The organism is Corynebacterium qintianiae (genome assembly GCF_011038645.2).
GTDB classification, from domain to species: Bacteria; Actinomycetota; Actinomycetes; order Mycobacteriales; family Mycobacteriaceae; genus Corynebacterium; species Corynebacterium qintianiae.
In genome coordinates, this window is record NZ_CP064955.1 from 1,997,745 (window position 1) to 2,022,979 (window position 25,235).

The window sequence follows — 25,235 nt, forward strand, 5'->3', positions numbered from 1 at the left end:
GATTAGATTTCCTTTTCAGTATCGATGGTGTTGGAGTTGGGGTCGGTTTTCGGCGCATTGCTCAGGCCTCGGGAAAATTCACGGCCCCAGCGGAGGAGCACACCGTTCCTGTTCTTGGGCGAGGACAGCGCGCGGAGGTCCCCCGCGAACGCCCCGTAGTCGAACCCGAGCTCCCGGGCCTTGAGAAGGTCAACCAGCGAGCGGAGGTGTACTGCGCGCGCCTCCTCGGTCGCTGCGAGCTGCATGGCGTCGAAACGCGGCTTGACGGAGTTGGAATCGCTCAGCGCTACGAGCCTCCCGCACGCCTGGGCGAAGGATTGAGCCTCGATGTGCGCTGGCCTCTTCGCGCTCTGCATGTGCCGGGCGAATAACGACAGAGCCGTGTATGCGGCGTACTCGGAGGGAGATGCGGAATCGGCCTTGCCCAGTTCAGAATCAGACAGCTGAGGGCTCAAGACCATAAGGGTCTCCTGCAGCCCGATGGGGTTCTCGTTCGCCGGGCGGGAGGAGTTCTTGCGCAGCTGCGCGAGAATCCCTCGAGCGATTGCGGCCGCTCGATCCCCCCGGGACCCGAGGTAAGACTCCTGCAGGCGCTTCGCTGTGTGGCCAACCGCTGCGCGAAGCTGCGGCCTGTTGTCCGTTGTTGTATCTGTTGTTGTATGGGTCACGTTGCGTTTTCCTCCTGTTGCTGTGTGGGCCGCGGATGAGCGAGGGGGAGATCCTTTTTCAGCTTTCTGGCTAGGGCGTCCCTGAGCCCCCCGGCGCTCACCACCGTCGGGTTATCACCTTCATTGCGAGGCGGCACGACCCTGCCGGCTATCGCCTTCGGCCCCGCGCCGGCAACGAGCTCGTTCGCCTGAAGGCGGGCGTCAGCAAGAACCGTGCGCTGCCACAGCTCGCCGGAGGTCTCGAGGCTGTCCCAATCTAGCGTGGCTAGCCAGCGATTGAACTGCGGCTCGAGGCGGGCGAGGAACTTGTCAGTCGCGTCAGCCCCGAATACGTAGTCCGCCCCGGCCGCGACGTGCAGCTGGCCAGCGAACCATCCCATGCTAGTTGCCGCCCTCATCGTTGCCTCAGCGGCGCTCCGCGCGACAAATCGTGCTTCTTGAGCCAGGTCATCATCCTCGAAGAACACCAGTGGGAGGCTGACACTCGCGCTGATGATCGTGCCAACGGACGAGGCCTGAGGGCCGTACTCCATCGAGACAATACGCAGGTCGAGGACCTCGCGTTCCAATGTGCCCTCGCGGCTCAAACTACCGAGGTTCTCTAGCGTTTTAGGCCGGATCGGCGCCAGATTCTTCTCGGTAAACCCGGGGTCCGACTGCGTAGCGATGAGCGGGTCGAGCGAGCGCCACATCGTCCTATTGAGGTCATAAGGCCGCGCGTAGTAAACGGGCTGCCCTTTCTTCGACTTGTTGGAGCTGTAGCGGTACGGGGTCATCGGGTCTTTGAGGATGTTCTTCCCTGCCTCCGGAATCTGGTCTCCGTTGCACACAAGGACCGCCGTGACGAAGCCGCCTTCGGAAAACAATCGCACTCGCCTGCTTTGCCACGTAGCCAGGTCTGCGGGGCCCATGGGGATGGGGTGGGGACGCTCGGCAGGGCCATCCGGTTGACGTTCCCAGGCTGGGAGGTCGTCATCGTTCCCGGCAAAAATCGTCTCCGGGGTCGAATTAAACAAGAGTGTCTCCAGCAGAGTCTCTCGCGTGATAACGGTTCCACCGGTCATTCCCGTCCACCCGGTGCCAATCGGATACCCTTTACCGCCTTTGACGCGGGGATCGGCGATTGCGCCCGACTTGATGCCCGAATAATCGAAGGCCTGGGTATGCACGAGCCACCGCGCAGCCTCCGCGAAGGTGAGCGAGGCGCGCCCGGAGCCGGTGCGCATGGTGAAGTAGTCGTGCTCGGCCTCAGGCACGATCCGCGAAATAGGACTGCGAGTCTTCTTCGTCGTATCCAGCGTAGCCACCTGCATGAACGGCGCGTGATCATCGAAGAGGTAGAATCGGTCCTCGTAACGATTGAGGTAGTCGAGAACGTCCTCGTCGGACCCCTTTGCCCTAAAGTGTTTCCGCTTTTCGGTGAACCATCGAGACCAGCTGAATTCGTCTCTTACCTTCCTGGACGCAAGCTGGGGCGCAAGCGCATCATGATGGGCTCGCCAAAAGATCGCGAGCAGCACGCGCAGTATTGCATAGTCCTGCGTCGGCGAATCCCCGACAATGGAGCTGGCGCGAAGGGAGCCATCAAAAAGCTGGCGGATGCCGACCGTGTGGGCCGTCCCCTCGTGGTCGTGCACCACTATCCAAGGCTCGTCCAGCAGGTTAAAGCGTGGGTCTGTCATGCAGAAGGTCCTCCTTTCTTTCGAAATGTGTGTTGGTGGTGGATGACTGTCCGCGGTTGAGGCGGTGCCCGCAGACTACGCAACGGTTCAGACATCACTGCCCCGTCCATCGCTCACGATTTCGATTCCGAGCTCGTCGGTGTAGCGCACAGTAAACCTCCCGATTGTGATCTCGCCGTGCTGATCAAGAGGAAGGGCTAGTTGCCCCTTCAGTAGGTTGCTCTGCTGCCAGCCGATAGGCGTGATCTGCTCTAGGCCGCCGACAACCGCGTCAAAGTCGTCGTCCCACCGTGTCATTCGCGCGGGTAGCCGCACGGTGCTGGCGGCGAGGTGCCGGGCCTCTTTATATGGAGGTTCCTCACTATCCTCGAAGTCCTTAAAACCACCACCATACGGGCGGTAGACGGACTCGCCCGCTACGATTGGAATGACCTCTACGGAGGGTTCTGCGTCGCGGACCTGGGCATTTCCGGCTTCCTCTCGGTCGAGAAACGCCATCGCTTGGTCGGTCAGCCCAAATAGTGCGGTAAATTGCTTCGCTTCTTCTGGAACCGGAAGCATGTATGTTCCTGCACGCGAGTGAGCTTCCACCTGACGCTGGTCGTCTTCCGCGACGGCTTCCTCCCACGCCCGCGCCCAGGCAGAAGGGATTCTGGAATCCGCAGAGTAGACCGTACGAACAAGCCCGGGGATGTCGTCGGGTCGACGGAACGTTTGCGGAAGGTTCGCGAGGGTCGCGAGTAACAGCTTGGTTCCGTAGATAGCTGCCGCGCCGGAGTCGAACTCAGGGACAGGATCGCGTCCGACGATGGCCCGCACGATCACCTGCGGAGACTGCAGACGCTTTGGGCGATCCGACTCCGGGCGTCGGTGGCGGTGAACGCGCCCGATGCGCTGAATTATTAGGTCGATAGGCGCGATATCGGTGATGAGGACGTCGGCATCGATGTCCAAGCTCTGCTCGGCAACCTGGGTCGCTACCACGATGCGCCGATACGGCCTGCCCTGTCCACGATGGGCATCGGGACCGAGCGCGGCGCGCAGCCCATCTTCCTTCTCCGCGCGCTGCCAGGCGACAAATCCCGCGTGGTGGAGCTCGGTATCGTTGGGGTACCCGGAGGCGATGCGCCGGTATGCCTCCTGAGCTCGAGCGATGGTGTTGCATATGACGAGCGCACAGCCGCCGTCGACAAGCAGCTCCCCAAGCTCGGCGGTTAAGTCGTCCAGCTCGTCGCTAAGGTAGCGGATCTCGGCGACGAGATTCGTCGGTGCGGGATCGACAGAAATGGTTTCGACGGACTCCTGAGTTGCCACGGTGATGAGGGGGTATGCGTCGCTCGGGATGTCGGGCAGTTCGGCCTCCGTGTAGGCGGCCACAAGCGCTTGGCGACGCTCCGGCGGCAGCGTCGCTGTCATCACAATCACGCTCGCCCCGTAGTACGCAAGCCAGCGAATGGTCCTCATGAGGTAATCCGATGTGTACGTATCAAAAGCGTGCACCTCGTCGAAGATCACGACCTTGCCGGCCAGCGCCACGTGCCGCAGCATGGAATACCGCTGCTTAAGCGCCATCATGAGCACCTGGTCGATGGTGCCGACGACCACGTTGGAGAGCAGACCGCGCCGCCTCCCGCTCATCCACGAACTGGCCACGACGTGCCCCTGTTTTCCGTGGTCCTTCCCGACGCCGTAATAGCGCAATTTTTGATACGACTCGGAGAGCTGGTTTTTCGAGTGCGCCAGATACATCGACGAGACGTGATCGTCTTCCACCGAACTCTCTGCCCACTTCATGACACGTTCGAGCAGCCCGTTCGCCGTCGCCATCGTCGGCGCAGCGAAGTAGATGCCTTGCGCCCCCTTCCCCATCGCCATGGCTGCGGCTAGAGCGCCTTCTGTCTTTCCGACGCCCGTCTCGGCCTCTAGAATGAGCAGGCCAGGCTGCTTAAGGTGCGACGCGGCGTCGAAAAAGGCGCGTTGCACAGGCCTCGGAGCGAACCCGAAGGCGCGCTCGAATACCCGATCTGAGCCAACGTCGGTCTTGGCCGGGGACCACGGGCCGGTAAGATCGGTGGCCTCCATGCCGCGGCACAGCCGCTCCTCCTGGGACTCGCCGACCACCATCGGAAACGCGTCCTGGTTGGAGGCGATCCAGTCTGCCATGACCACAAGGCCCGTGAGGATCTGAAGCGCCTTGACATTGTCGCCGCGGGCGTGTTCCAAGGCTTCCCGAGCGTTGGTAAGGTTTGCCATTTCGTCAAGAAGTTCGGCGTGGACCGCCTTCCACGGTGACTTGTATCGAGTCAGCGAACGCTCCTCGTTGGCCCCGTCTCCAGACGAAGGTATTCCGTGGTGCGCATCAACTACTCCGCTAAATCCGGGGTCATAACCACACTTGCGCAGCCACTTCTTGAGGATAATCCCCGAGGCCACCCCATGCGGGAACTTAGTAAGACTACGCTCGTCAGAGTTCATCTCAACTGGAAGGCCGGAGTCCCTCACGGCTGAGACAAGGTGCTCGAATTCTTCCTTGTAGCTCTGCGACTGGAAGGTAACCGTCGCCTTTCCAATGTCGTGAACGCCTGATAGCCACAGGTAGATCCGCCGCACGTCATCCTCGTCGATCTCGAGGCGGCCCGCGAGCCACTCCTTCATCCGGCGCGGCACCCAGACATCATAAACCGCCGCAGCTGCGCATGCCGTGTCGACGAGGTGCTGCGGAAGGCAGAGGTGCCCGGTTTCGTCCCCAGACTTCGCCCAGAGAGCCTTCGCTTGAGGCGATCGACGTGCAGCCCAGCCGTTCGCGCGCTGGGCAAACTCGAGGGTTGAAGGTGGTAGGTGCATTCTGCCTCCGAAGCAACGGAAAGGTGGGAGGATCAAGGAGGAGCCAGTCCCTGTGGACGTTGTCTACCTTAAACGAAGTTTCCTTTTCTGCAACCCTTTGCATGTTGCTTTCTTTAATCACTCACCAAGACCAGGTAGACTGCCCCTGGGAAGCACCAGCAGGGATGAGCCGATGCACAGGGTCGCATGGACCCGTTCCCCGCGACAGCGGGGATGGGCTCCATCTCCCCGCAGGTGGCCCCGCCGGCCTATTTTGCAAAATAGGCCGGTTTCGAAAAATAGGAAGTGATCGCCGGCGCAGACACCGACCGCCGCGAGCGGCTACCCGCGCCCTAGCGCCCGCACCTTCCAACCGGCGGCCTGCCAGGCCTCGGTGGGCAGGACGTTGCGGCCGTCGATAATGAGGCGCTGGTCCACGAGCTCGCCCGCGGCGGCCGGGTCGATGTCCCGGAACTGCTGCCACTCGGTGGCGAGGATGACGAGTTCGGCGTTTGTTAAGGCGTCATCAAGCGAAGATGCGTAATCGAGCGTGGGGAAGACGCGGCGGGCGTTGTCCATGGCCTCCGGGTCGAACACGCGCACGGCCGCGCCGGCGAGGGAGAGCTGGCCAGCCACGGCAAGTGCTGGCGAGTCGCGCACGTCGTCGGAGTTCGGTTTGAACGCCGCACCCAGCACGGTGACGCGCCGGCCGATCAGCGATCCGAGCTCCTCGCGGGCGATGTCCACGACGCGCTGGCGGCGCCGCATGTTGATGGCATCGACCTCGCGGAGGAAGGTCAGGGCCTGATCAGCGCCGAGCTCGCCGGCACGCGCCATAAACGCGCGGATATCCTTGGGCAGGCAACCGCCGCCGAAGCCGAGACCGGCGCCTAAGAACTTGCGGCCGATGCGGTCGTCGTAACCGATGGCGTCCGCCAGCTGGGTCACATCCGCTCCGACGATCTCGCAGACCTCGCTCACCGCGTTGATGAACGAGATCTTCGTGGCCAAAAACGCGTTCGCGGAGACCTTCACAAGCTCCGCGGTCTGCAGGTCGGTGAGGACGAAGGGGGTGCCGTTGGACAGGGGCGTGGCGTAGACCTCGCGTGCGATGTCCTCGGCGGTGGAGTCCTGCGCGCGGGTGCCCAGCACAATGCGGTCCGGCTCGATGGTGTCCTTCACGGCGTAGCCCTCACGCAGGAACTCCGGGTTCCACGCGATCTCGACCTCAGTGCCCGCCGGGGCAAGCCGGTTCGCGCGCTCCTGCAACGCCGCGGCGGTACCCACCGGCACCGTGGACTTGCCGAAAATGACGTGTCGGCCGGTTAGCTGGGGCACCAGGTCGTCGATAACCGCTTCGACGTAACGGGTGTCCGCGGCGTAGGAGCCACGCTGCTGCGGGGTGCCCACCCCGATGAAATGGACGTTGGCGAACTCGGCGACACGCGCGTAATCGGTGGTGAAATCAAGCCGGCCGGACGCGATGTTGCGCTCCAGCACCTCCGGCAAGCCGGGCTCGAAAAACGGCACCTTGCCCGCCTTGAGCTGGTTGATCTTGTTCTCATCCACGTCCACGCCGAGCACCTCATGGCCAAGCTCGGCCATGCAGGCGGCGTGGGTTGCACCGAGATACCCGGTGCCGATAACCGTCATACGCATGACGGCGAGTCTAGTCCCGGAAGTTCAAGTACGCCTTGGAAGGAGTGGGGCCGCGCTGCCCCTGGTACTTCGAACCGAGCCGTCCGGAACCGTACGGCGTCTGCGCGGGCGAGGACATGCGGAACAGAGCCAGCTGGCCGACTTTCATGCCCGGCCACAGGGTGATCGGCAGGTTAGCCACGTTAGAGAGCTCGAGGGTGATGTGGCCGGAGAAACCGGGGTCGATGAACCCGGCCGTCGAGTGGGTTAACAGTCCCAGGCGGCCGAGCGAGGACTTGCCTTCAAGGCGGCCGGCCAGGTCGGCCGGGAGGGTGATCTTCTCCAGCGTGGCGGCCAAGACGAACTCGCCGGGATGCAGCACGAACGCGTCACCGTCCTCGACCTCCACCAGCGTGGTCAGGTCCGGCATCTCCTGCTTTGGGTCGATGTGCGTGTAGCGCGAGTTGTTGAACACGCGGAAAAACTTGTCCATGCGCACATCGATTGAGGACGGCTGCACCAGCTCCTCGTCGTACGGCTCGATGGCGAGGCGACCGGAATCGACGGCGGCGCGAATGTCTTGATCGGAAAGAAGCACGGGACAGAGTTTACTGGGTAGGTGGTTTGTTGTTGCCGGGCCCCACGGTGCTACTATCACCTGCATTGCTTCACTGCCGGCGTAGTTTAGTGGTAGAACATCAGCTTCCCAAGCTGAGAGTGCGAGTTCGATTCTCGTCGCCGGCTCCACTTTTTCCTGCGGGTGCGCGGCGTTCCGCCTAAACCCCAACACCCCGAACTTGCAGCAAGTTTAGGGGGAATACGAGCAAGTTGACCCGTCAGGGTTTTGGGGGGAGCGGGGCACCGCCCAATTAGCGCCACCACACGAAACCCGCTACGGTGTTGTGCTGGCCTGGAACACGAGACATGTGGCGCACTGAGACTACAGTGCGCGTAAATCTGATGACGCCACCGAAGCCACTCCCCTGTACTCGTACTCCCAGAGAGGTTTCATGGCTTCCCCTACAACGCCGTCGTCAAGCGAACACGCACGCGGTTCGCAAACAATCATGGTGGCCGCCGCGCTCGCGGCTTTCATCGCCACCTTCAACGAAACGTTCCTCAACGTCGGTTTCACTCCAATCATGGCTGACCTGGGCATTAACGTCGCCACGGTGCAGTGGCTCGCCACCGCCTACATGCTGGGCGCGGCCGTGATGACCCCAACCGCCGGGTTCTTCATCACCCGCTTCGGCACCAAGCCCCTGTTCTTGGCCACCACGTCAGCGCTGATCATCGGTGGCGCCGTCACCGCCCTGGCCCCCAACTTCACCGTGCTGCTCATCGGCCGCATTATCCAGTCCATCGGCACAGGTCTGCTCGTGCCCATCGGCATGATGGTCGCGCTGACGGTCGCGCCGAAGCCGAAGATTGGCAAGTACATGGGCATCATGGGTTCGATGACCACGCTCGGGCCGTCAATAGCTATCTTGGCGTCTGGCGTGGTCCTCGAGCTCACCGGCAACAACTGGCGCGCACTGAGCTGGGTGTTCACCGCTCTGTCCGTCATCGTCTTCCTGGTTGGCCTGACCACCGTGTACAACATCTCGGACAACGCGAAGGCTCGCCTGGATTACCCGTCGCTCGCACTGGTTGCCATCGGTCTGATCGGCTTGCTCTACGGCATCTCCACCATCTTCGGACCGGCTAAGATCACGGCCGAGGCTACGTTCGTTGTTGGGCTCGTGGCGATGTGGCTGTTTGTCAGGCGCCAGGAGGTCGTCGATAAGCCGCTGATCAACCTCGCGCCGCTGAAGGTGTATCCCTTCGCCGCGGGTGTGCTGGTCAACGTCGTCGCGCTGATCATCGTGTTCTCCATGAACATCCTCGTGCCCACGCACCTGCAGAACGTGCAGGGCACCTCGGGGCTGACCGCGTCGCTGGTCCTCTTCCCCGCCATCCTGCTCGCGGCAGTCTTCGGCCCGATCGCGGGCAACATCTACGACTCGAAGGGTCCGCGCTGGCTCCTTCCCGTCGGTATGGGGCTCATGGCGGTGTTCGCACTCGCCACGGCGTACCTCATGCGTGTCGACGCACTGTGGCTGATCACCCTGGCTTACATCCCCGCCATTCTGGGCTCGGCGCTGACCATCGGCCCGGTTCAGTCGTTCGCGCTGGGTTCGCTGCCGCGCCAGCTCAACCCGGACGGTGTGACGATTTTCTCCACCAGCTTCCAGATCGCCGGTTGCGTCGGTACCGCCCTGTCCACGGGCATCTACGGCGCGGTTCTCGCCCAGGGTGACGGCGCGGGGGCGGCCAACAACGCTTTTCTTACCGTCGGCGTCGTCCTGTTTGTGCTTGCCGCCGGTGCGGTGGTCCTCGGTTATACGGGCACCCGGGCGCATACGCCTGCCGCCACCGCCCCTGCTACGGTGCAACCCGCCGATTCGCTGGTCAACGAGCTCATGAAGACCGACGTCTACCACCTCGCGCCCACCGCGACAATCCGCGAGGCCCTCCACATGTTCGTGAACAATCGCATCTCGGGTGTGCCGCTGATCAGCGACGGGCAGCTGCGCGGGTTCGTCTCCGATGGCGACGTGTTGGACGCCATCGGCGATTCAGTCCCCACCTTCACTACTCCGTACGCCTTGCTGAAGAACGAGGATTCCGCGGAATTCTCCACCGATGTGGCAGCGGTGCTTTCTCGCCCGGTGTCCACCATCGCCACCGAGTCTGTCATCACCGTCAACGTCAACGACGACCTCGGACATATCTCCTCGGTCCTGGCGGACAGGCACCTGAAGAAAGCGCCGGTGGTGGACGATACCGGCCGCGTCGTGGGCATCATCAACCGTTCCGACATCAACCGGTACCTGGTGTCCACCTACGTGGGCTCGTAGGCGATCACGCAGTACACGGCGTAATCGGCGTGCGGGAATAGGTGAACACCGCACGCCGGCCGTCGCTGTCGGGCCCGCGCAGGATGCCCCACCTGGGGTTGTAGTCCACCGCAGTGGCGCAACGCAGGGGCTCGTGGTTGTAAACCACGATCGTTTCGGTTGGGGTTTGAAACGTCACCCGGTTGCCCTCCACCGCAACGGCGTCCACCGGGAGCCAGTCCGAGGCGGGGCCATTGCCGGCTCGCAGGGCGGGAATCCAGTGGGGGCGGTGGCCGCTGCAGATGAGCGTGCACTCAGCGGCGCTGACACGCGTGCGCTCCACACCCGGTTGAGGCAGCACAACCACCTCCCCACCCTTAAGGCGCGCGGCGTTGCGGGAGGGTGAGTAGTCGAAACCCGGCGCGATGAGTGCCGTGAGCGAGAACGCCGCCTGTGCGCTGGCGAACTCCCGCACGGCCGTCTCAACCGCGGTACTGAAGGTCAGGGTCGTGGCATCGATGTTGTCTAACTGCGCCGGAACCCAGTCGTCGGGCAGGCCTGCGGGCAAAAAAGCGGACATGTCGATAGACATAGGGGTCATAGGTTTGCTCCAATCAAATCGCACTTCCGGCGCGCGGTCGCGCAGCCGGCCGATCTTCCCCCGGGAGCACCGTGCGCGACAGCGCGGTTGCTAGCCGACGAGCCGGGAGGCTTTTGAGCGTCGGACTTCTTGATCGCGAATCAAACAATAACAGACAGCTTGGTCTAGTGCAAGCCCGGGGTGGGCGGCGCCTCCGTTTTCCTCCCCCCAAATAGCTAGGTGGTCACGGATCCCTTGGCTGTGACATCTCAAATGTCACGGTGGACGAAATCGGGGTTGCGTTTCCCCAGGTGGTCACGGTCGAGAATTGCTTCACAGTGACATCTGGCCTTATCAGCGGCCTAGCCCGGCGCGCGAGGCGTCTATAAGCTGGGGTGCCATGCGCCTGACCCACCTAGCACTGCTCGGCTTGTACGCTGCCGGAGCATACATCGGTGTGAAAAGCCGACCGGTCCTGCCCTTCAACGACACCGACTTCGCGCCCGAGCACCCCACCCCGGTGCTGTACGTGCACGGGTTCACCAGCGCGACGAACACGTTCACCGTGAATGCCGAATATTTGCGCAGCCACGGGTATTGGACCTGGGGTTACGACTACGGCACGACGGAGCGACACAGCCTCGCCGCCTCCATCCCCGTCCTGCACGGCTTCGGCGACCTCAACGACCTGGTCCAGGAGCTCGGTGAGAACGTGGAAAAGGTCAAGGCCGCGACCGGCGCGGACAAAGTGGACATCGTCGCGCACTCGCAAGGTGGACTGCTAACCAAGCTCTACATCGCCGGCGGCGGGGCGAACAACATTCGGCGCGTGGTCGCCATCGGGGCGAACTTCCACGGCACGGACATCGGGGGGCTGGCGGAACGCGTCATTCCCTTCATCCAGCGCCGCCCGGGTATTGCGGAAGCCGTGGCCAGCACGAGCGCGCTGCAGCAGCTCGCGGGCTCGCCCTTCCTGGAAGAGATCGCGGACCTGCCCGACACAGACCCGCGGGTGGTGTACACCTCGATTTACACGCCGGCTGACCGCACGGTGACGCCGAACTCGTCCTCGATACTCGACAGCATCGACGGAGCCGACGTGATCAACATCGACCTGGAGAAGGCCTACCCCGGCTTCGCCCCGGTGATTCACTCACTGCTACCGCGCGACCCCAACGTCGCGGAGCTCACACGGTGGGGTCTCGAGCGCGAGGCGGGGTCTGAAAGTGACTAGGCCGCGCAGCGGAAGCCGATATGCGTGGTGGCCGAGTCTTCCGACTGGCCCTGGCGCGCCGGCGGTCGGTAGCGGTGGCAGTACTCCGGCGCGCACAGGTGGGAGCCTCCCTTGACCACCCGGCGCGGGTGGGTCTCGGCGGTTACGGTGGCCAACCGGCGCGCCTCTTCCCGTGCAGACGACGGGGCGCAACAGGAAACCGCTGCCTCGACGATGCTACGATTGGGCCCGGTGGCGAAGTACGTCGACGTCCACTCCCACACGTTGCCGATCAGGTCGGCGAACCCCCACGGATTGCGCCCGAATACCCCCACCGGGGACGCGACACCCCACCCCTGGTTCTCGTACGGAAAGCGGCCCTGCCAGGTATTCGCGCGCACCACACCGCCCGGCGCGTATTCGTTGCCCCAGGCATACACCGTCCCGGGACGCCCGGCTCGGGCGGCGTACTCCAGCTCCAGCTCCGTCGGAAGGCGCCGGCCCGCCCACCGCGCGTACGCCAGCGCGTCATCGTAGGCGACCTGCACCACGGGCCGATCCGGGATATTCGACCAGCTCACACCCCCCGGCCCGTAAGGCACGCGCCACGAAGCGCCCGGCTCGAAGCGCCACCACTGCCGCCAGTCCCGCAGATCCACCGGCCCAGCGGTGGGGATGAACACGAGGGACCCGGCTTTAAGGAGGGCGGGATCGACGTTGGGGAAGTCGTCGAAAAGCGGGGTTTGCTCCGCGACCGTTACGTACCCCGTCTCCTCCACGAACGTGGCGAACTGCGAGTTCGTTACTGGGTCTGACTCAAGAGCGAACTTATCGACGCCCACCTCGCGCGACGGGCCTTCCTCCGGGTAGAAGTCGTTGGTACCGGCGTTGAAAACGCCGCCCGGGACGCGGATTAGCTCGGTTAACCTAGGCATTTACGCATAATATCGTGCAATATGACCCGACCCACGCCGCACCGACCCAACATCCTCATCCTCTGCATGGACCAGTGGGACATGCGCATGGAACTGCCCGACGGCGTGGAGCTGCCCGCCCTGAAACAGTTAATGAACCGCGGTGTCACCCTTGACAAGCACTACTGCACCGTCCCGCAGTGCACCCCGTCACGCACCGCGATGTGGACCGGTCAGCACGCGAAGGCACTGGGCACGTGGGACAACACGGACTTTGCCTGGATCAAACCGCTCGACCCCGGCACGCCGACCATGGGCGACATGATGCGCGAGCAGGGCTATTACACCGCCTTCAAAGGCAAGTGGCACCTCTCGGACACCGGTTTCGGCGAGGCCGGTGCGCTGGAGGACTTCGGGTTCTCCGATTACCAGCTCTGGGGCGACAACTGGGGCCGCCCGCTCGAGGGCCAGGTCAAGGACGGTACCGTGGCGATGGAAACCGTCGACTGGCTACGCCACAGAGCCCCGGAGGACCAACCCTGGCTCCTCATCTCCTCAATGGTCAACCCGCACGACATCATGTACTACCTGGCACAGAAAGACGAGCTCGGGCACGAGAACGGCATCATGCGCCCCAAGCTCCACGGCCTGCCGACGATGGGCGAGCTCGAGCACTGGTGGGACCCGGCCCTGCCGGAGTCGGTTAGCGATGACCTCTCCCAGCAGCCGCTCGGGCCGAACAATTACAAAGAGTTCGCGCAGCTCAACTACACGCACGTGCCCGAGGGCCGCGAGGACATCTGGAAGCAGCGGCGCAACTACCTGGTCAACTGCATGCGGCTTGTCGACGCCCAGTTCGCCACAATCCTCGACGAGCTCACCGCCCAGGGTTTATGGGACAACACGGTAGTCATTTTCACCTCCGACCACGGCGAGATGAACGGCGCGCACGGTATGACCCAAAAGGGCGGCATCCACTACGACGAGGCCACCGTGGTCAACATGACCGCGGTTGTCCCCGGTGGCGCGCAGGGTGTGGAAACCACCGCCGTAGGCTCCCACATCGACCTGGTGCCCACTGCGCTCGCCTTCGCGGGGCTGGACAGCGCCGCCCGCGCAGAGAAGTATCCGAAGCTCCCCGGCCGTGACCTGTCTGGAGTGTTCACCGACCCGAAGGTGACTACCCCGCCGCGCGGCAGCGCCGAGGAACCCGGCGACGGCGCCCTTCTCATGTGGGACGGCCTCCATCAGCTCGATCCGCAGTGGGCGGTCACGGGCGCACTCGGCCCGCTGGTGGACCTCCCCCTGGACACAGAACTGCGCGAGGCCCAGATGCGCGAAGCCGGGGCGAAGTACGGCGCGCCCGACTTCTCCCGCCGCTCTTTCTTCCGCGCGGTGGTGGACGGCCGCTACAAGCTCGTGCGCTGGTTCGCTCCAACAGAATACGGCACACCGGCGACGGTCGAGGAGCTCTACGCCACCTCGGACGTGTCGCTGCACGACCTCGTGGCGGACCCGAACGAGTTAGAGAACTTGGGCAACAAGAACCACCCGCGTTACGACGAAGCCCTAGTCGCGCGCCTCTTAGCCAAGCTCAACGCGCTCATCGAACGGGAGCTCGGCGAGGACTCCGCGCCGATGGACCTGGACATGTTCGGTACGCGCGACGTGACCTACCGGTCCTGATCCGGGGGTGTGGCCCGCCTAGACGCAGCGAACGATCGGCTGCGGGTCGTACACCGTGGTCGAGGTGTTGCGGCTGATCTCGTTGCCGCTGAGATCCCTCACGATGCGGGTGTCCGAGGTAGTGAAACCTTGTGCACCACCGGACGGGGAGCAGCTTCCGCTAGACACGGTCACGGGCTTCGGCGAGGTGTAGTCCCACCGCCCTCCGTTGACGGACTCCACCTCGGCGGTCTTTACACCCATGAGGCTCACGGTCACTTCGCCGCCGCCGACTTCCGAGGTGATCTTGACGGGGTATGGCGAATCGTTGCGGAACTGCAGGTCGATCGCACCCTCGAACACGGTGGCCTCCCGGCCCGTCGGGTAGCGGGAAATGTAGTACGAATGCGGGGTGGAGGCTACGTCCGTCATCCCGCCGAAGTAGGCGGCGTTGTAGAGCGTGGTGGCGAACTGGGAAATACCGCCGCCAACGGCCTTGCCGGGGCGGCCGTTTTCAATAATCCCGGATTCGACGTATCCCTGCGCGGTGCCGCGGGGTCCGGTGTAGCCGTTGAGCGAGAACGTCTCCCCCGGGTTGACGATCGCCCCCTCGACCTTGCGGGCGACAACGGCGATGTTGGTCCCCGAGGCTGCGCTGTAACCGCTGGTGGTGAACGACCCGACGACCTCGTCGAAGGTGGCGCTCTGCGCTTCCTGGGTGGTGAAGTCCGCCGGGCGGTCCTTGTACTGGGCGTCCCACGTGCGCTCGGCGTCCCCCAGCAGGCGCCCATCGAAACCGGACATGGCAGCCACCCAGTCGATGACGGAGCCGTCAACCGACGGTTCGACACCGCCGCCGGGGAGCACCCGCGCGTTGCGCATCTTGGTCTCTGTGTCGGCGAGCTGCTCGCCGAGGATCCCCTGAGCGCTCTCCGCGTTCACGGCCGGCTCAATCTTCCCATCCACATTGGGGAACTGCACCACTTCGCCGATGCGGTCTTGGGCGATCACGCCGTCGACCCCGTCGTGCCCCCGCAGCGTCAGAGGTCCCGCCAGCGCGGCTTTCACCGGGCCGTCGAGCGCCTCCTTGACAGCCTTCTCACCGATCGCGGGTTCCGTCGGGTCCGCCTCGACCTCCACGCCGGCAGGGTTGAGCCAACCGGTGGTCACGCGCTCGAACAGGTGCTTCGTGTCCACCTCCTGCCCGGGAACCGGGTCGGTCACCTTCGCCTGGCCGCCCTCGATGGCGATGGCGCCGTCCGCGGGGTCGCGCCGCAGCTCCCCGGCCACGCGATCTAGCTCGGGTGCCAACGCGGCCTCGTCGACGGTGGACACAATGTCAACCTCGTGGGTGCGCAGCAACCCGGCGAGGCGGGTCAGCGGGTTGGCGGACTCTTTACCCGCGCTTTCCACAGTGGCGTCCCAGTCGATGCCGAGCCCCGAGTTAGCGGGGATGAGCTGCGTGCTTTCCGACGCCGCCGTCACCGTCACGGGCTTAGCAGCCACGTCGCCGAGCTCGGCCTCGAGCGTGGACACCGCTTCATCGTGGCCCATGCCGCCGATTTCGACGCCGCCGACGGCGGTCCCGCGGGGAACGTTGCCGCGGTTCATCGCAAGGTCGGCGAGGTAAATCGCGAGCAGAACGGCGAGCAGGCCGAGAATCGCGCCGAGGACGATCTTCCCCGCGCTAACACCGCGCCGCTCACTCCGTGCCTTTACCGTAGTCACCCGAACAAGATTACATCAGAGCCCGACATCGATTAATTGCTGCTGCGTGCGGGTGGCGGCGGCGTCGATACGCTCGGGCGGAATGAGGCCGGCGCGGACTGCGGCGGTAACCGCGTCGATGATGTAGGCGACGTCCGCGCCGGAGGACCACAGCGCCTGGTCAGCCCCGGAGGCGATCGCGTCGCGCACCGCTTCCGGGGTGGAGCGGTAATCCGTGATCCCGCGCATGCCCGAGAGGTCGTCGGTGACGATCACGCCGTCGAAAGGCGTCCCGCCCGGATAGTCACCCTCGCGAAGGATGCGGTAAGCCTCGGGGTTGAGCGAGCTCGGCACGTTCCCGCCGCCGAGGCCCGGCACGACCATGTGGCCCATCATCACCGACGCCGTCGGGCGCGCTGGCAGCAGGCGCGCGTACGGCTGCATGTCGAGGGCTTCGAGCTCGCCGAGGGGAGGCGTCGTGGCCAGGGAAAGGTGCGTATCACCGGAGGCGCGGCCGTGGCCGGGGAAGTGCTTGAACGTCGGGGTGACGCCGGCGTCGATAAGCCCCTGCGAGAACAACCCGCCGACGCGAGCGACCTCGGCCGGGTCCCCGCCGAAAGAGCGGTCACCGACGATGGGCAGGCCGGTGACGTCGAGGTCGAGAAGCGGGGCGTAATCGACGTTGACACCGTGCGCCCGCAGGGAGCGGCCGATGTCGTAGCCCGAGCCCTGGATCACCGCGTCCGTCTGACCGGCGAGCGCGCGCGGCGGCATCCACTGGCCGAACACCTGCGGGTGGCGCTGCACACGGCCGCCCTCGAAATCAACCGCGACGCTGAACGGTCGCGTGTACTCCGCGCGCAGGGCGTTGATGTTGCGCCCCTCCTGCTCCAGCAGGGCTGGGTCGGCCCACGACGGGATAAAAAGGCCGCCCACCCCCTGGTCCAACGCGTAACGCGCCTGGTCGTAGTCGGACACGCCGACCACCATGAGCGAGGCGACCTTGGCGCGCAGGTCTTCCGGAACGCGCTGCTGCGCGGAGGGTGGCGGCGGCACAAGCGTAGTGGTGTGGGTGGAGGTCACGGTGACGGTCGTCTCCACTACTGCGGGGACCTTCGGCTCGGCGGCGCAGGGGCCCACGCAGCACACCAGCGCGGCGACGAACCCGTGTGACAGCGTGAGGCGGCGGGCCTGGAACATCGACGGCCTCCTTCGCGCGCTCCCATCCAGAACGGGACTTACTGTACTCGCGGGTCGCCGTCGCAGGCGGGGAAGCCTGGTAGTATCTGCGCCATGTCTTCCGCCGCGCCGTTCCAGGATCACACCCAGGTGATGTACCGGGAAGAGTCTGTGCAGCGCCGCGCCGTCACCCCCGTAGTGGCCAGCGCGGTGATGGGAATTGTCCTCGGCATCGTCGGCGTCCTCGGCATCGCCGCCTTCTCGGGGCAGAGCACCGTGCCGTCAGGCAACGCGGTCACCGCCGACGAGGCCGTCCTCGGCGGTCCGGAGTACGGCTCCCGCCAGTAGGCGCGAATGCGCGCCCTGTTCAAGCACCCGCTCGCCGCCCACGTCATCGGTTGGGTCGCGCTGACCCTGCTGTCGTTCGCACAACCGCCTGGCCGGGTCGCCGCCGACACCAAGTTCAACCTCACCGAGAACCCCGCCGCATTCCTGGCGGGAGCGACGCGCGCCTGGACGGACCAGTTCACACTCGGCCAAATCCAGAATCAGGCGTACGGTTATCTATTCCCGCAGGGCCCCTTCTTCCTGCTCCCCCTGCCGGACTGGATACTCCAGCGCCTGTGGTGGGCCCTGCTGCTGTGCATCGCGTACTCCGGCACCCTGTTCCTGGCACGGCGCATGGGCATCCCCGGTGTCGTGCCGGCGCTGCTTTACGCGCTTTCCCCGCGCATCCTGACCACGCTGACCGCCATCTCCTCGGAAGCGTGGCCGGTCGCGCTCGTGCCGTGGACCCTGGTGCCGTTGGTGGGCCGCCGTCCGCAGGTGGCGCCGGCGCTAGTGGCCGTGGCGCTCATGGGCGCGGTCAATGCCGCCGCCACGATTGCCGCGTGCGTTCCGGCGTTCGTGCTGCTGCTGTGGCGCCGGAAGTGGCCTCAAGCCGCCTTATTCCTGCTTGGCTGCCTGCTGGTCAGCGCATGGTGGCTGGGGCCCCTGTTAGTCCTCGGGCGCTACTCGCCGCCGTTTACCGAGTTCATCGAGTCCGCGTTTGTGACCACCCACTGGCTCAACCCCGCCGAAATTCTGCGCGGCACGACCAGCTGGGCGCCGTTCGTGGACACCGAGCGATCGGGCGGATTCCTCCTGGTCAGCGAGCCCGTCTTCGTCCTCGCCACCATGGCCGTCGCCGCCCTCGGCCTCGCCGGCCTGGCGCGCGGGAACATGCCGTGGCGCGGGTATCTGGTGCTGCTTTTCGCCCTCGGTTTCCTTCTTCTGGGAAGCGCACACTACCTGCCCTCGCTTTTCGACGGCCCCCTGGCGCCATTCCGGAACCTGCACAAGTTCGACCCGCTGGTGCGCCTCCCGCTGGTGCTCGGGGTGGGCTGGGCCGTGGCGCGGTTGCGTCCACCGGGGCTGATAGTGGTTAGCCTGGTGATACTCATCGCCGTGGCCCCTGCATGGTCACTGCGCCTCCTGCCATCCGGAACGTGGACACAAGTGTCGCAGGACTGGGTTGCCGCGGGCCAGTGGCTCGACGAGCACGCCGCCGGCACCCGCACCGTCGTCATCCCACCCGCGTCGTTCGCGCGGCAGACCTGGGGGTGGCCGCGCGACGAGCCGATCCAGGCCGTCACCTCCGCCCCGTTCGCGGTGCGCGACGCCGTCCCGCTGGTCGATCCGGAGGCAATCCGCGGCCTCGACGGCCAAATGGAGGCCCTCGACGCGGACGCGCTGCGCTCCATCGGCGTCGGCGCGGTACTCGTGCGCCGCGACCTCGCCAGCGGTGCCACCGCAACCTGGCCCGGTGAGCCCACCGCGAGCTTCGGCGATATCGACATCTACATGCTCGACTCCCAGCGCGGCATGATGATCACCTCCGACGAACCCGTGCGTGTCAACGGCGGTGGCGAGGTGCTCCCGTTGCTCTGGGAGCGCTACGGCTACTTCCCCGCGCAGCTGGTGGATTCCGTCGCGCAGATTGTCACCGACACCCCCGCTGCCGCGGCGCGCAACTACGGCACCCTCGACTCCCCTGTCTCCGCTCACCTGGCGTCGCCGGAGGAGGGCTCCGACGTGCACAACCGCCTCCCCGACTATCCCTCCGCCGGCACGCGCGTCGGTGTGTCCATGGAGGGTGGCACGGCCTCCGCCTCGAGCTCCGCGGCCGACGCCACCGTCTTCGGAGGCGCCGACCCCTCCCGTTCGCTCACCGCCGCCTTCGACGGTCGCAAGGACACCGCGTGGTGGCCCGCGCCGGGTGACGACGGCTGGATCGCCTCCACCGTCGAAGGAGGCAGCGTCACCGTCACCGCGACCGATTCCACGGTGGTACGCGTGCACTCCGGTGGTTCCACGCGTGAGGTCTCGCTCGTCGCCGGCCAGCCTCGCACCTTCAGCGTGCCGGGCGACACGGTGCGTATCGAGCTGACCGAACCCGTCGGTATCGCCGAGCTCGACACCGGGGTCACCCGCATTGTGGAGGTCCCCGGAACGGCCGACACCTATTTCTTCCAGCGACTGTTGCCGCGCACCGATGTGCTGCAGCGCCGCTTCACCACAGCCGAGGCGGCCGAATGGGAGCTTTCCGCCCCCGCCACCATCGACGGAGCCGACTACTCCGGACGAGTTTTCCTGGAGGCAGGCGCCCACGAGGTGGTCACCGATGCCGAGGCGCTGACCATCACCCGCACCCGCGTGCCCACGGCGGCGTGGGACGGATTCGGGGGCGTCGTGGGGGCGTCGGCAAGCGAGCAGCTGATTCTCACCACCCGCGGGTTCAACGACGGCCTGCGCGCCACAGTCGGCGGGGTGCCCGTAGCACCCGAGCGTATCGACGCCGGCATGCAGGCTTTCCGCGTCCCACCCGGGGTCAGCGGGCAGTTTGAGATGAGCTTCGCGGGTGATGCGCCGTACCGCTGGGGTTTGCTACTGGGCGCAGTGGTGTCGCTTCTGACTGTGGCCGGGTGCCTGTGGGTGCGCTGGCGGAGGATTTCGCGGTTCGACCCCGCGAGGCCGTCCACACCGGTATCTCCCCTGGCCGCGGCGTTGTGCGTGGGCCTGCTTCCCGGTCTGTTCGCAGCGGCGCTGGCGTGGGTGGCCCGCCGGTTCACTCTCATTCCCTCGTGGGTGCTGAGCTCAGGTGCGGCCGGGTTCATGGGCTTGTGGCTCGCACGCGCCCCGTGGCCGGCGGAGAACTACGCTGGATCCTCCGTCCTCGTGCAGTTCGCGGGCTGCCTGGCAGTGGCGGCGTTGGCGTTCCCGGACGAGTAACCCCGCCTGCGGCGGGGCGCCGCCCGGACGCTCGCCCTCAACCACGGCGGGCAAACTGTGGTGTGCTCCGCCTAAACTTGCCGCAATTTCGGGGTGGTGAAGTTGAGGCGGAAGCGTACGCGCCCTCTGATCAGCCGCGCGCCCGGCACCTCGACCACCTCGTAGGAGACATACGACACCGCCACGCTGACGACGACGGTGAAGGCGAGCACGAGCGCGAAACGCCCGCTGAATACGGGCACTCCCAGCACCGGGAACGCGAACGCGAGCACCCACACGTGCCACAGGAAGATGGAGTAGGACCACTTCCCCAGCGAACGCATCGGGCCGGACGCGAGAACACCGTCACCAAGCGGGCACAGTACAAACGGCGAGACGATCAGGGCCGCAAACAGCGCGCCCAGGATCACGCGCGCGTTGAACTCCGCCGGCGACGGGTGCTGCAACCCAACAGGGCCGACAACGCCCGCGAACCACGCCACGGGAAGCGACAGCAGCGCAAAGGGCCAGCGCGGGCCGCGGTAACCCACGCCGAGGCGCTCCAGCTCCGCCAGGATCAGGCCGACCGCGAACCACAGCACGTACGACGGCGGCCAGATCTGCATGTTCACAACCGACACGTCGGCAACCAACCACGGCCATAGTAAAGAGAGGGGGATGGAAATGGCGAGGGTGAGCGTTCGAAGGGGCGTCGATAAACGGAGGTAGAGCGGGAGGACCAGGTAGAAGGCCACTTCGACGCACAGCGACCACATCTGCGTCAACCCGGCGACCAGCCCGTCGGGCGCGTAAATCTGCACCATGAAGACCTGCGCCAACGCCTGGTACCACGAGATATGGGCGAGCTCCGGCAGCGTCGCCAGCACCACGGCAACGCAGACGAGGTAGGCCGGCGCGAGGCGCGCCAGGCGGCGCCGGTAGTACCCCGGGCGGTAGCCACCGCGCGCGAGCAGGAACGCGGAGAGGGCGTAGAACACGGCCACGAAGTAGTCGAAGCGCTCCAGCACCGGGTGGTAAGTCGCCGTCTGGAACGCGACGTGCGTGGTCACGATACCGAGGGCCGCGGCAGCGCGCAGGCCCTCGAGTTCGGGAAGTAGAGTGTTAGCGATATGAACAGTGTAGGAGTCAGGCGGACGTTGGCGAAGTGCCTTGTCGTGCTCGCCGTGTGCTTCGCGCTGAACCTCATCGCCCCGGTGGTGATTTCCCAGCAGCGCACGATCCACCCCCGTGAGAGCAGGACGATCACCTTCGACGGCCCGGCATCGCTCACGGTCGAGCTGACCACGGGCAAGGGTCCGAAGTCGGGCCAGGTTTCGATCCAAGCCGCAGTTTCGCTTGACGGTGCACCACTGGCCGATTCGATGACCGCCAGCGCGTCCTCCGCCCTCCCCGTCGACGGGCGAGCGGGCCTGACGTACCTGTTCCCGTACCGGCCCGAGCGCCTCTCGTACCCGTACACCGATCCGTTCGCCCCGGAAACCTTCACCGACCCGGCGCGGATGGACTACGTGGGCCCGGGCAGCGTCGGCGGCCTGGACACGTACAAGTACCGCGCCGGTATCACTGCCGACGGGCACTCTGCGGAGAGAATTATCGACCTCCAGGTCCAGACCGGTGAAGTGCTGGATGAGACGTGGTCGGTGGCTGAGGGCCCCGTCGAGGGCCTGTTCCGCATGTCGGAGCAGTCGCGCTTCGAGGCCCACGAGCGCGCCGCGGCGGAAGTGCGCGTGTTGCACGCGCTGCAGGTGCTGGCTTGGGTGACTCGGTTCGTGGCCTTCGTGGCGCTGGTGCGGGCGGCGGTGGCGGTTGCGCGCCGATAGGCTGCTCGGAGCGTGGGCGGCCGTGCTCGTCGTCGCGGTGACGTGGCCCTTGATGGTTCCCGGGCAATCCTTCGCGCTGCGCGACATGGTGGTGCTGCCGGATATGGCTCTGACCCACGCCTCCCTCGGCTTCGGGGACCTGCCGGCGCGCAACGTCCCGCAGGACGCCGTGCTGGCACTGGTGCCGTTTCCGGTGCTGCTCGTGCGCCTGCTCGTGATCGGCTCCGCGTGCGCAGCCGCCTACGCGGGCTACCGCGCTGGCGCGAGCGTGTTCGGCCGTGCCGCCGCAATGACGGTCGCGGTGTGGAACCCGTTCGTGGTTGAACGGTTGCTGCAGGGGCAGTGGTCGCTCGCCGTCGCGGCGTGGCTGTTGCCGTTCATCGCGTTCAGCGGATCGGTGGTTGCGATGTGGGTCGCGTCTCTGACACCGACGGGTGCGCTGGCTGCCGCGAGCCTCTCCACCTCCCGACGCCATCTCCTCGCCGCGGTGCTTTTCTGCTCGCCTTGGGTGGTCACGGGGTTCTTGACCTCCGGATCGGGCACAGCATCCCCCGCTTCTGCGGCCGCTTTCGCCCCGCGCGCGGAGGAGTGGGTGGGTACGGCCGGGGCCCTGCTCGGGCTGGGCGGGATCTGGAACGCCGGAGCCGTTCCGCCCTCACGTTCCGCCGGGTTCGCCGTATTTGGCGTCTTGCTCTTCGCCGTGCTCGCCTGCGGGTGGCGGGCCGTGCCGACACGCCTCCTCGCCCTCGCGGGGCTCGGCTTCGCGGTGGCAGTGGCCTCCTGGCTCGGTCTCGTCGGGGCCGTGGTCGAGTGGTTGCCCGGCGCGGGTTTGCTTCGCGACGGCCAGAAGTGGGTGATCCTCGCCGTCCCCGCCTACGTCCGTGCGGCTGGCGCCCTGCAACCGCGGCTTGCCGCCGCCGCGTGCGCGCTCGCGCTGCTCCAAGTGCCGGACGCGCCCCTGGCCCTCGCCGCGTTGAGACCGGTAGAGGTCGCGGTGCCCGCCATCGACGACCGGGGCCGGGACGTCCTCTTTGTCGGTCGCCCCACCCTTCTCGCCCGGCCGGACGGCGTGCCTGTTGTCGACCCCGCCACGAAAGCCATGAACGTGGTCGAGTCGGGTGAACTGCGTATCGACGGCCGCCTCGCCGACGCCCCCTCCGAGCGCTGGGCGCGCGCCCACCGGGATCCGCACAATGCCGAGCTGCTCGAACAGCTCGGCATTGGCGTTGTCGCCTACCCCGACGGGCGCGTGATCGAGACGCGTGCCCCGGCCCGGGCCCTGCCGCCGCTGGGCCTGATGTTGCTGGGATTGTGGTGCGGCACACCGCTGGTTGGTACCTCAAAGCGCCCCAAGTTAACAAAAAATTAACGCGGTTTTACGTTCCTGCGACCAGGCAAAAGGCCGTATGTGATATACATCGCATCGGCTGAAGGCGCGGTGACAAAAAGATTCTACCTGCATCTTTACCCATTTCCATTGGCCAGTTCCCATAAATGGCGGAACCCAAATGACGGGCATATTGACATGACCACTTGCCACCCCTAAAGTAAACCGCAGATGAACAAAAGATTACATGGAATCGTGTAGCTCGATCCGAACCGAAAGGGTGACAACAATGACCAACGCATTCATAAACAAGGTGATCTCAAACGTCCGCGAGGACCTCGCCGCACACTACGGAGCCGCATTCTCCGATGACGTCTTCGACGCCGTCCTTCAGCGGCACCTCGCCGAGGCCACGATCACCGATTTCGTTCCAGTCCTCGTCGAGGCAGAGATGGTCCACCTCTTGGACCACCACCTCGTCGCAGCATAAATCAACACAAACTTCCAAGGAGAAACATCATGGCTAACAACATCGACTTCAGCATCATCCGCGAGCGCGCACTGCGCAACATCCGCGAAGACCTCGTCACCGAGTGGGAAGACGCCTACCCGGCAGAGGAAATCCAGGAGACCTTCGACGCGGTGAAAACCGAACACAAGAACAACGCAGTCGTTGACGACTTCGTCCCGGTCCTCGTCGAGGCCGAGATGAAGGAGCGATTGCGCTCCGACGACCTCGACGTCCCCGCGTAACCCAACCGTTCATCTGGGTCCAGCGCCCGCCCCGCATTCACCGGGGGCGGGCGCTGACGCGCGCCAGCACCTCCGCGAAACGGCGGCCTGTCTCTTCCCATGAGAAGCGCGTCGACCACTCGGCGGCACCCGCTCCGAGCCGGGCGCGCTCTGCGTCGTCGTCAAGCAAGTCCGCGATGACCTCCCGGAATTGACCCTCGGAACACACGAGCCGGCCCGTCTGACCGTCTATTACCGAGTCTTTGAGCCCGCCCGCCTCGAGGTAGCCCACGGTGGGGACACCGTGCTGGGCGGCCTCGATGACCGCGATTCCCCAGCCCTCCTTGACGCTGGGCAGCAGATGGAGGGCGGCGCGCGAGAGAACCGCGTGCTTGTACTCGTCGTTGACGTGCCCGTGGAACACCACCCGGCCCTCCAGGTCCGCTGCGTAATTGCGCAACTCGTCTTCCCACCAACCGGATCCGAGCACGTCGAGCACCACACCGTCGAGACCGCGCACCGCGTCGATCGCGTGCTCGATGCGCTTGTGCGGAACGAGCCGCGAGAGGGTGACGACGTGCACCTTGCCGTCGTCCGGGATGGTTGGCTGGCGTTGCGGCACGGCGTCGACACCGTTGTGCACCACCGCGATGTCAGCCTCGCGCACGCCCAGCTTCACCAGGTCCTCGCGCGAGGCATTCGACACCGTCACGTACTGGGCGCCCCGGTATGCGCGCGGGGCCACGCGCTTTTCCAAAAACGCTCCGAGGCGACCGACGAACGGGCCCGCGACCGGCCACTGCCGCAGGTGGCTGTGGTGGGTAAGCAGCACCGTCTCCGCCCGCGAGTACAGCCGCGCGAAGAACGGAATGCCGTTCTGGGTATCCACAATCACGTCCGGCCGGTGCTGCCACACCGCCAGCGGTGCGAGCAGGTACACCCCGTACTTGCCACCGGCGCGCTCGATGCGCAGGCCGTTCTTCCTGGTCCGCCGCGGCGCGTCCGTGTGGGCCGCCGTGCGCAGCACCACGTCGTGGCCCTGCCGGGCGAGGTACTCCCCGACCCGCTCGATATAGCGCTCGGAACCGCCGCCCTGCGGGTGGGTCATGTCGCGCCAGCACAGCAGCAGTATCTTCAT

The 25,235-nt window shown here is 65.6% G+C and carries 20 protein-coding genes, 1 tRNA gene and 1 riboswitch; of the genes, 10 read left to right on the plus strand and 11 right to left on the minus strand.

Annotated elements, in window-relative coordinates; translation table 11 throughout:
- Window positions 1-2: 2 nt before the first annotated feature.
- From casB to dcd, 5 genes are all read right to left on the minus strand, one after another.
- Window positions 3-668, minus strand: coding sequence for a type I-E CRISPR-associated protein Cse2/CasB (gene casB, locus G7Y29_RS09730; protein ID WP_165002380.1), 666 nt, complete (start codon window positions 666-668; stop codon window positions 3-5).
- Entirely contained in the window at window positions 665-2,350 is a 1,686-nt protein-coding gene (casA, locus tag G7Y29_RS09735; protein ID WP_165002381.1) for a type I-E CRISPR-associated protein Cse1/CasA, read from the minus strand. The genes casB and casA overlap by 4 nt, the downstream gene beginning before the upstream one ends.
- Window positions 2,351-2,437: 87 nt before the next feature.
- Window positions 2,438-5,194, minus strand: coding sequence for a CRISPR-associated helicase Cas3' (gene cas3, locus G7Y29_RS09740; protein WP_165002382.1), 2,757 nt, complete (start codon window positions 5,192-5,194; stop codon window positions 2,438-2,440).
- Window positions 5,195-5,515: 321 nt separating this feature from the next.
- Window positions 5,516-6,832: a UDP-glucose dehydrogenase family protein gene (locus G7Y29_RS09745; RefSeq protein ID WP_165002383.1), complete on the minus strand. Its 1,317-nt coding sequence runs from the start codon at window positions 6,830-6,832 to the stop codon at window positions 5,516-5,518.
- A 10-nt stretch (window positions 6,833-6,842) separates the two neighbouring features.
- Window positions 6,843-7,409: a dCTP deaminase gene (gene dcd / locus G7Y29_RS09750; RefSeq protein ID WP_165002384.1), complete on the minus strand. Its 567-nt coding sequence runs from the start codon at window positions 7,407-7,409 to the stop codon at window positions 6,843-6,845.
- A 75-nt stretch (window positions 7,410-7,484) separates the two neighbouring features.
- Between dcd and G7Y29_RS09755 the strand changes: the two genes are divergently transcribed.
- Window positions 7,485-7,558 (plus strand) — tRNA-Gly (locus G7Y29_RS09755).
- A 263-nt stretch (window positions 7,559-7,821) separates the two neighbouring features.
- A complete protein-coding gene (locus tag G7Y29_RS09760; RefSeq protein ID WP_165002385.1) occupies window positions 7,822-9,711 on the plus strand; it encodes an MFS transporter in 1,890 nt (629 codons plus the stop codon).
- 4 nt (window positions 9,712-9,715) lie between these two features.
- On the opposite strand, the gene G7Y29_RS09765 is transcribed toward G7Y29_RS09760, so the two are convergent.
- Entirely contained in the window at window positions 9,716-10,291 is a 576-nt protein-coding gene (locus tag G7Y29_RS09765; protein WP_165002386.1) for a hypothetical protein, read from the minus strand.
- Between the two features lie 15 nt (window positions 10,292-10,306).
- A riboswitch (SAM riboswitch) is annotated at window positions 10,307-10,426 on the minus strand.
- Between the two features lie 244 nt (window positions 10,427-10,670).
- Here G7Y29_RS09765 and G7Y29_RS09770 point away from each other — a divergent pair.
- Window positions 10,671-11,504: a lipase family alpha/beta hydrolase gene (locus G7Y29_RS09770; protein ID WP_165002387.1), complete on the plus strand. Its 834-nt coding sequence runs from the start codon at window positions 10,671-10,673 to the stop codon at window positions 11,502-11,504.
- Here the strand turns inward: G7Y29_RS09770 and G7Y29_RS09775 are convergent.
- The gene (locus G7Y29_RS09775) at window positions 11,501-12,418 is read right to left on the minus strand and encodes a formylglycine-generating enzyme family protein (protein ID WP_165002388.1); all 918 of its coding nucleotides are present in this window, start codon (window positions 12,416-12,418) and stop codon (window positions 11,501-11,503) included. The genes G7Y29_RS09770 and G7Y29_RS09775 overlap by 4 nt on opposite strands.
- A gap of 21 nt (window positions 12,419-12,439) precedes the next feature.
- Between G7Y29_RS09775 and G7Y29_RS09780 the strand changes: the two genes are divergently transcribed.
- The gene (locus tag G7Y29_RS09780) at window positions 12,440-14,083 is read left to right on the plus strand and encodes a sulfatase-like hydrolase/transferase (RefSeq protein WP_165002389.1); all 1,644 of its coding nucleotides are present in this window, start codon (window positions 12,440-12,442) and stop codon (window positions 14,081-14,083) included.
- Window positions 14,084-14,101: 18 nt separating this feature from the next.
- Here the strand turns inward: G7Y29_RS09780 and G7Y29_RS09785 are convergent, their stop codons facing one another.
- Both G7Y29_RS09785 and G7Y29_RS09790 read right to left on the minus strand, forming a co-directional pair.
- A complete protein-coding gene (locus G7Y29_RS09785) occupies window positions 14,102-15,673 on the minus strand; it encodes a VanW family protein (RefSeq protein WP_165002481.1) in 1,572 nt (523 codons plus the stop codon).
- 132 nt (window positions 15,674-15,805) lie between these two features.
- Window positions 15,806-16,969 (minus strand): glycoside hydrolase family 3 protein, encoded by a 1,164-nt coding sequence (locus tag G7Y29_RS09790; protein ID WP_165002390.1) that lies wholly within the window; start codon window positions 16,967-16,969, stop codon window positions 15,806-15,808.
- A gap of 132 nt (window positions 16,970-17,101) precedes the next feature.
- Between G7Y29_RS09790 and G7Y29_RS09795 the strand changes: the two genes are divergently transcribed.
- Both G7Y29_RS09795 and G7Y29_RS09800 read left to right on the plus strand, forming a co-directional pair.
- Complete coding sequence (locus G7Y29_RS09795; protein WP_249399852.1) at window positions 17,102-17,296, plus strand: DUF2613 domain-containing protein; 195 nt, start codon at window positions 17,102-17,104, stop codon at window positions 17,294-17,296.
- A gap of 6 nt (window positions 17,297-17,302) precedes the next feature.
- Window positions 17,303-20,218, plus strand: a complete 2,916-nt coding sequence (locus G7Y29_RS09800) for an alpha-(1->3)-arabinofuranosyltransferase domain-containing protein (protein WP_165002391.1) — start codon at window positions 17,303-17,305, stop codon at window positions 20,216-20,218.
- A gap of 71 nt (window positions 20,219-20,289) precedes the next feature.
- Here G7Y29_RS09800 and G7Y29_RS10890 read toward each other — a convergent pair whose 3' ends face one another.
- On the minus strand, window positions 20,290-21,267 hold the full coding sequence (locus tag G7Y29_RS10890; RefSeq protein WP_249399751.1) for an acyltransferase family protein: 978 nt from the start codon (window positions 21,265-21,267) through the stop codon (window positions 20,290-20,292).
- Between the two features lie 60 nt (window positions 21,268-21,327).
- On the opposite strand from G7Y29_RS10890, the gene G7Y29_RS10895 reads away from it, so the two are divergent.
- The 4 genes from G7Y29_RS10895 (at window position 21,328) to G7Y29_RS09820 (ending at window position 24,118) form a co-directional block, all read left to right on the plus strand.
- Complete coding sequence (locus G7Y29_RS10895; protein ID WP_165002217.1) at window positions 21,328-22,038, plus strand: porin PorA family protein; 711 nt, start codon at window positions 21,328-21,330, stop codon at window positions 22,036-22,038.
- A complete protein-coding gene (locus G7Y29_RS09810; protein WP_165002392.1) occupies window positions 22,025-23,407 on the plus strand; it encodes an MmpA family trehalose lipid delivery protein in 1,383 nt (460 codons plus the stop codon). The genes G7Y29_RS10895 and G7Y29_RS09810 overlap by 14 nt, the downstream gene beginning before the upstream one ends.
- A 247-nt stretch (window positions 23,408-23,654) precedes the next feature.
- Window positions 23,655-23,855: a three-helix bundle dimerization domain-containing protein gene (locus tag G7Y29_RS09815; protein WP_165002393.1), complete on the plus strand. Its 201-nt coding sequence runs from the start codon at window positions 23,655-23,657 to the stop codon at window positions 23,853-23,855.
- A gap of 29 nt (window positions 23,856-23,884) precedes the next feature.
- On the plus strand, window positions 23,885-24,118 hold the full coding sequence (locus G7Y29_RS09820; protein WP_165002394.1) for a three-helix bundle dimerization domain-containing protein: 234 nt from the start codon (window positions 23,885-23,887) through the stop codon (window positions 24,116-24,118).
- 37 nt (window positions 24,119-24,155) lie between these two features.
- Here the strand turns inward: G7Y29_RS09820 and G7Y29_RS09825 are convergent, their stop codons facing one another.
- Window positions 24,156-25,235: a glycosyltransferase family 4 protein gene (locus G7Y29_RS09825; RefSeq protein ID WP_165002395.1), complete on the minus strand. Its 1,080-nt coding sequence runs from the start codon at window positions 25,233-25,235 to the stop codon at window positions 24,156-24,158.

Excerpts from the sequence above, each read along its gene's own strand:
- G7Y29_RS09780 (WP_165002389.1), top strand. The coding sequence starts at position 12,440 with ATGACCCGACCCACGCCGCACCGACCCAACATCCTCATCCTCTGCATG.
- cas3 (WP_165002382.1), bottom strand. The coding sequence starts at position 5,194 with ATGCACCTACCACCTTCAACCCTCGAGTTTGCCCAGCGCGCGAACGGC.
- G7Y29_RS09775 (WP_165002388.1), bottom strand. The coding sequence starts at position 12,418 with ATGCCTAGGTTAACCGAGCTAATCCGCGTCCCGGGCGGCGTTTTCAAC.
- G7Y29_RS10895 (WP_165002217.1), top strand. The coding sequence starts at position 21,328 with ATGAACAGTGTAGGAGTCAGGCGGACGTTGGCGAAGTGCCTTGTCGTG.
- G7Y29_RS09785 (WP_165002481.1), bottom strand. The coding sequence starts at position 15,673 with ATGAACCGCGGCAACGTTCCCCGCGGGACCGCCGTCGGCGGCGTCGAA.
- casA (WP_165002381.1), bottom strand. The coding sequence starts at position 2,350 with ATGACAGACCCACGCTTTAACCTGCTGGACGAGCCTTGGATAGTGGTG.
- G7Y29_RS09825 (WP_165002395.1), bottom strand. The coding sequence starts at position 25,235 with ATGAAGATACTGCTGCTGTGCTGGCGCGACATGACCCACCCGCAGGGC.
- G7Y29_RS09765 (WP_165002386.1), bottom strand. The coding sequence starts at position 10,291 with ATGACCCCTATGTCTATCGACATGTCCGCTTTTTTGCCCGCAGGCCTG.
- G7Y29_RS09795 (WP_249399852.1), top strand. The coding sequence starts at position 17,102 with ATGTACCGGGAAGAGTCTGTGCAGCGCCGCGCCGTCACCCCCGTAGTG.
- G7Y29_RS09815 (WP_165002393.1), top strand. The coding sequence starts at position 23,655 with ATGACCAACGCATTCATAAACAAGGTGATCTCAAACGTCCGCGAGGAC.
- G7Y29_RS09800 (WP_165002391.1), top strand. The coding sequence starts at position 17,303 with ATGCGCGCCCTGTTCAAGCACCCGCTCGCCGCCCACGTCATCGGTTGG.
- G7Y29_RS09760 (WP_165002385.1), top strand. The coding sequence starts at position 7,822 with ATGGCTTCCCCTACAACGCCGTCGTCAAGCGAACACGCACGCGGTTCG.
- G7Y29_RS09790 (WP_165002390.1), bottom strand. The coding sequence starts at position 16,969 with ATGTTCCAGGCCCGCCGCCTCACGCTGTCACACGGGTTCGTCGCCGCG.
- G7Y29_RS09745 (WP_165002383.1), bottom strand. The coding sequence starts at position 6,832 with ATGCGTATGACGGTTATCGGCACCGGGTATCTCGGTGCAACCCACGCC.
- G7Y29_RS09770 (WP_165002387.1), top strand. The coding sequence starts at position 10,671 with ATGCGCCTGACCCACCTAGCACTGCTCGGCTTGTACGCTGCCGGAGCA.
- G7Y29_RS09820 (WP_165002394.1), top strand. The coding sequence starts at position 23,885 with ATGGCTAACAACATCGACTTCAGCATCATCCGCGAGCGCGCACTGCGC.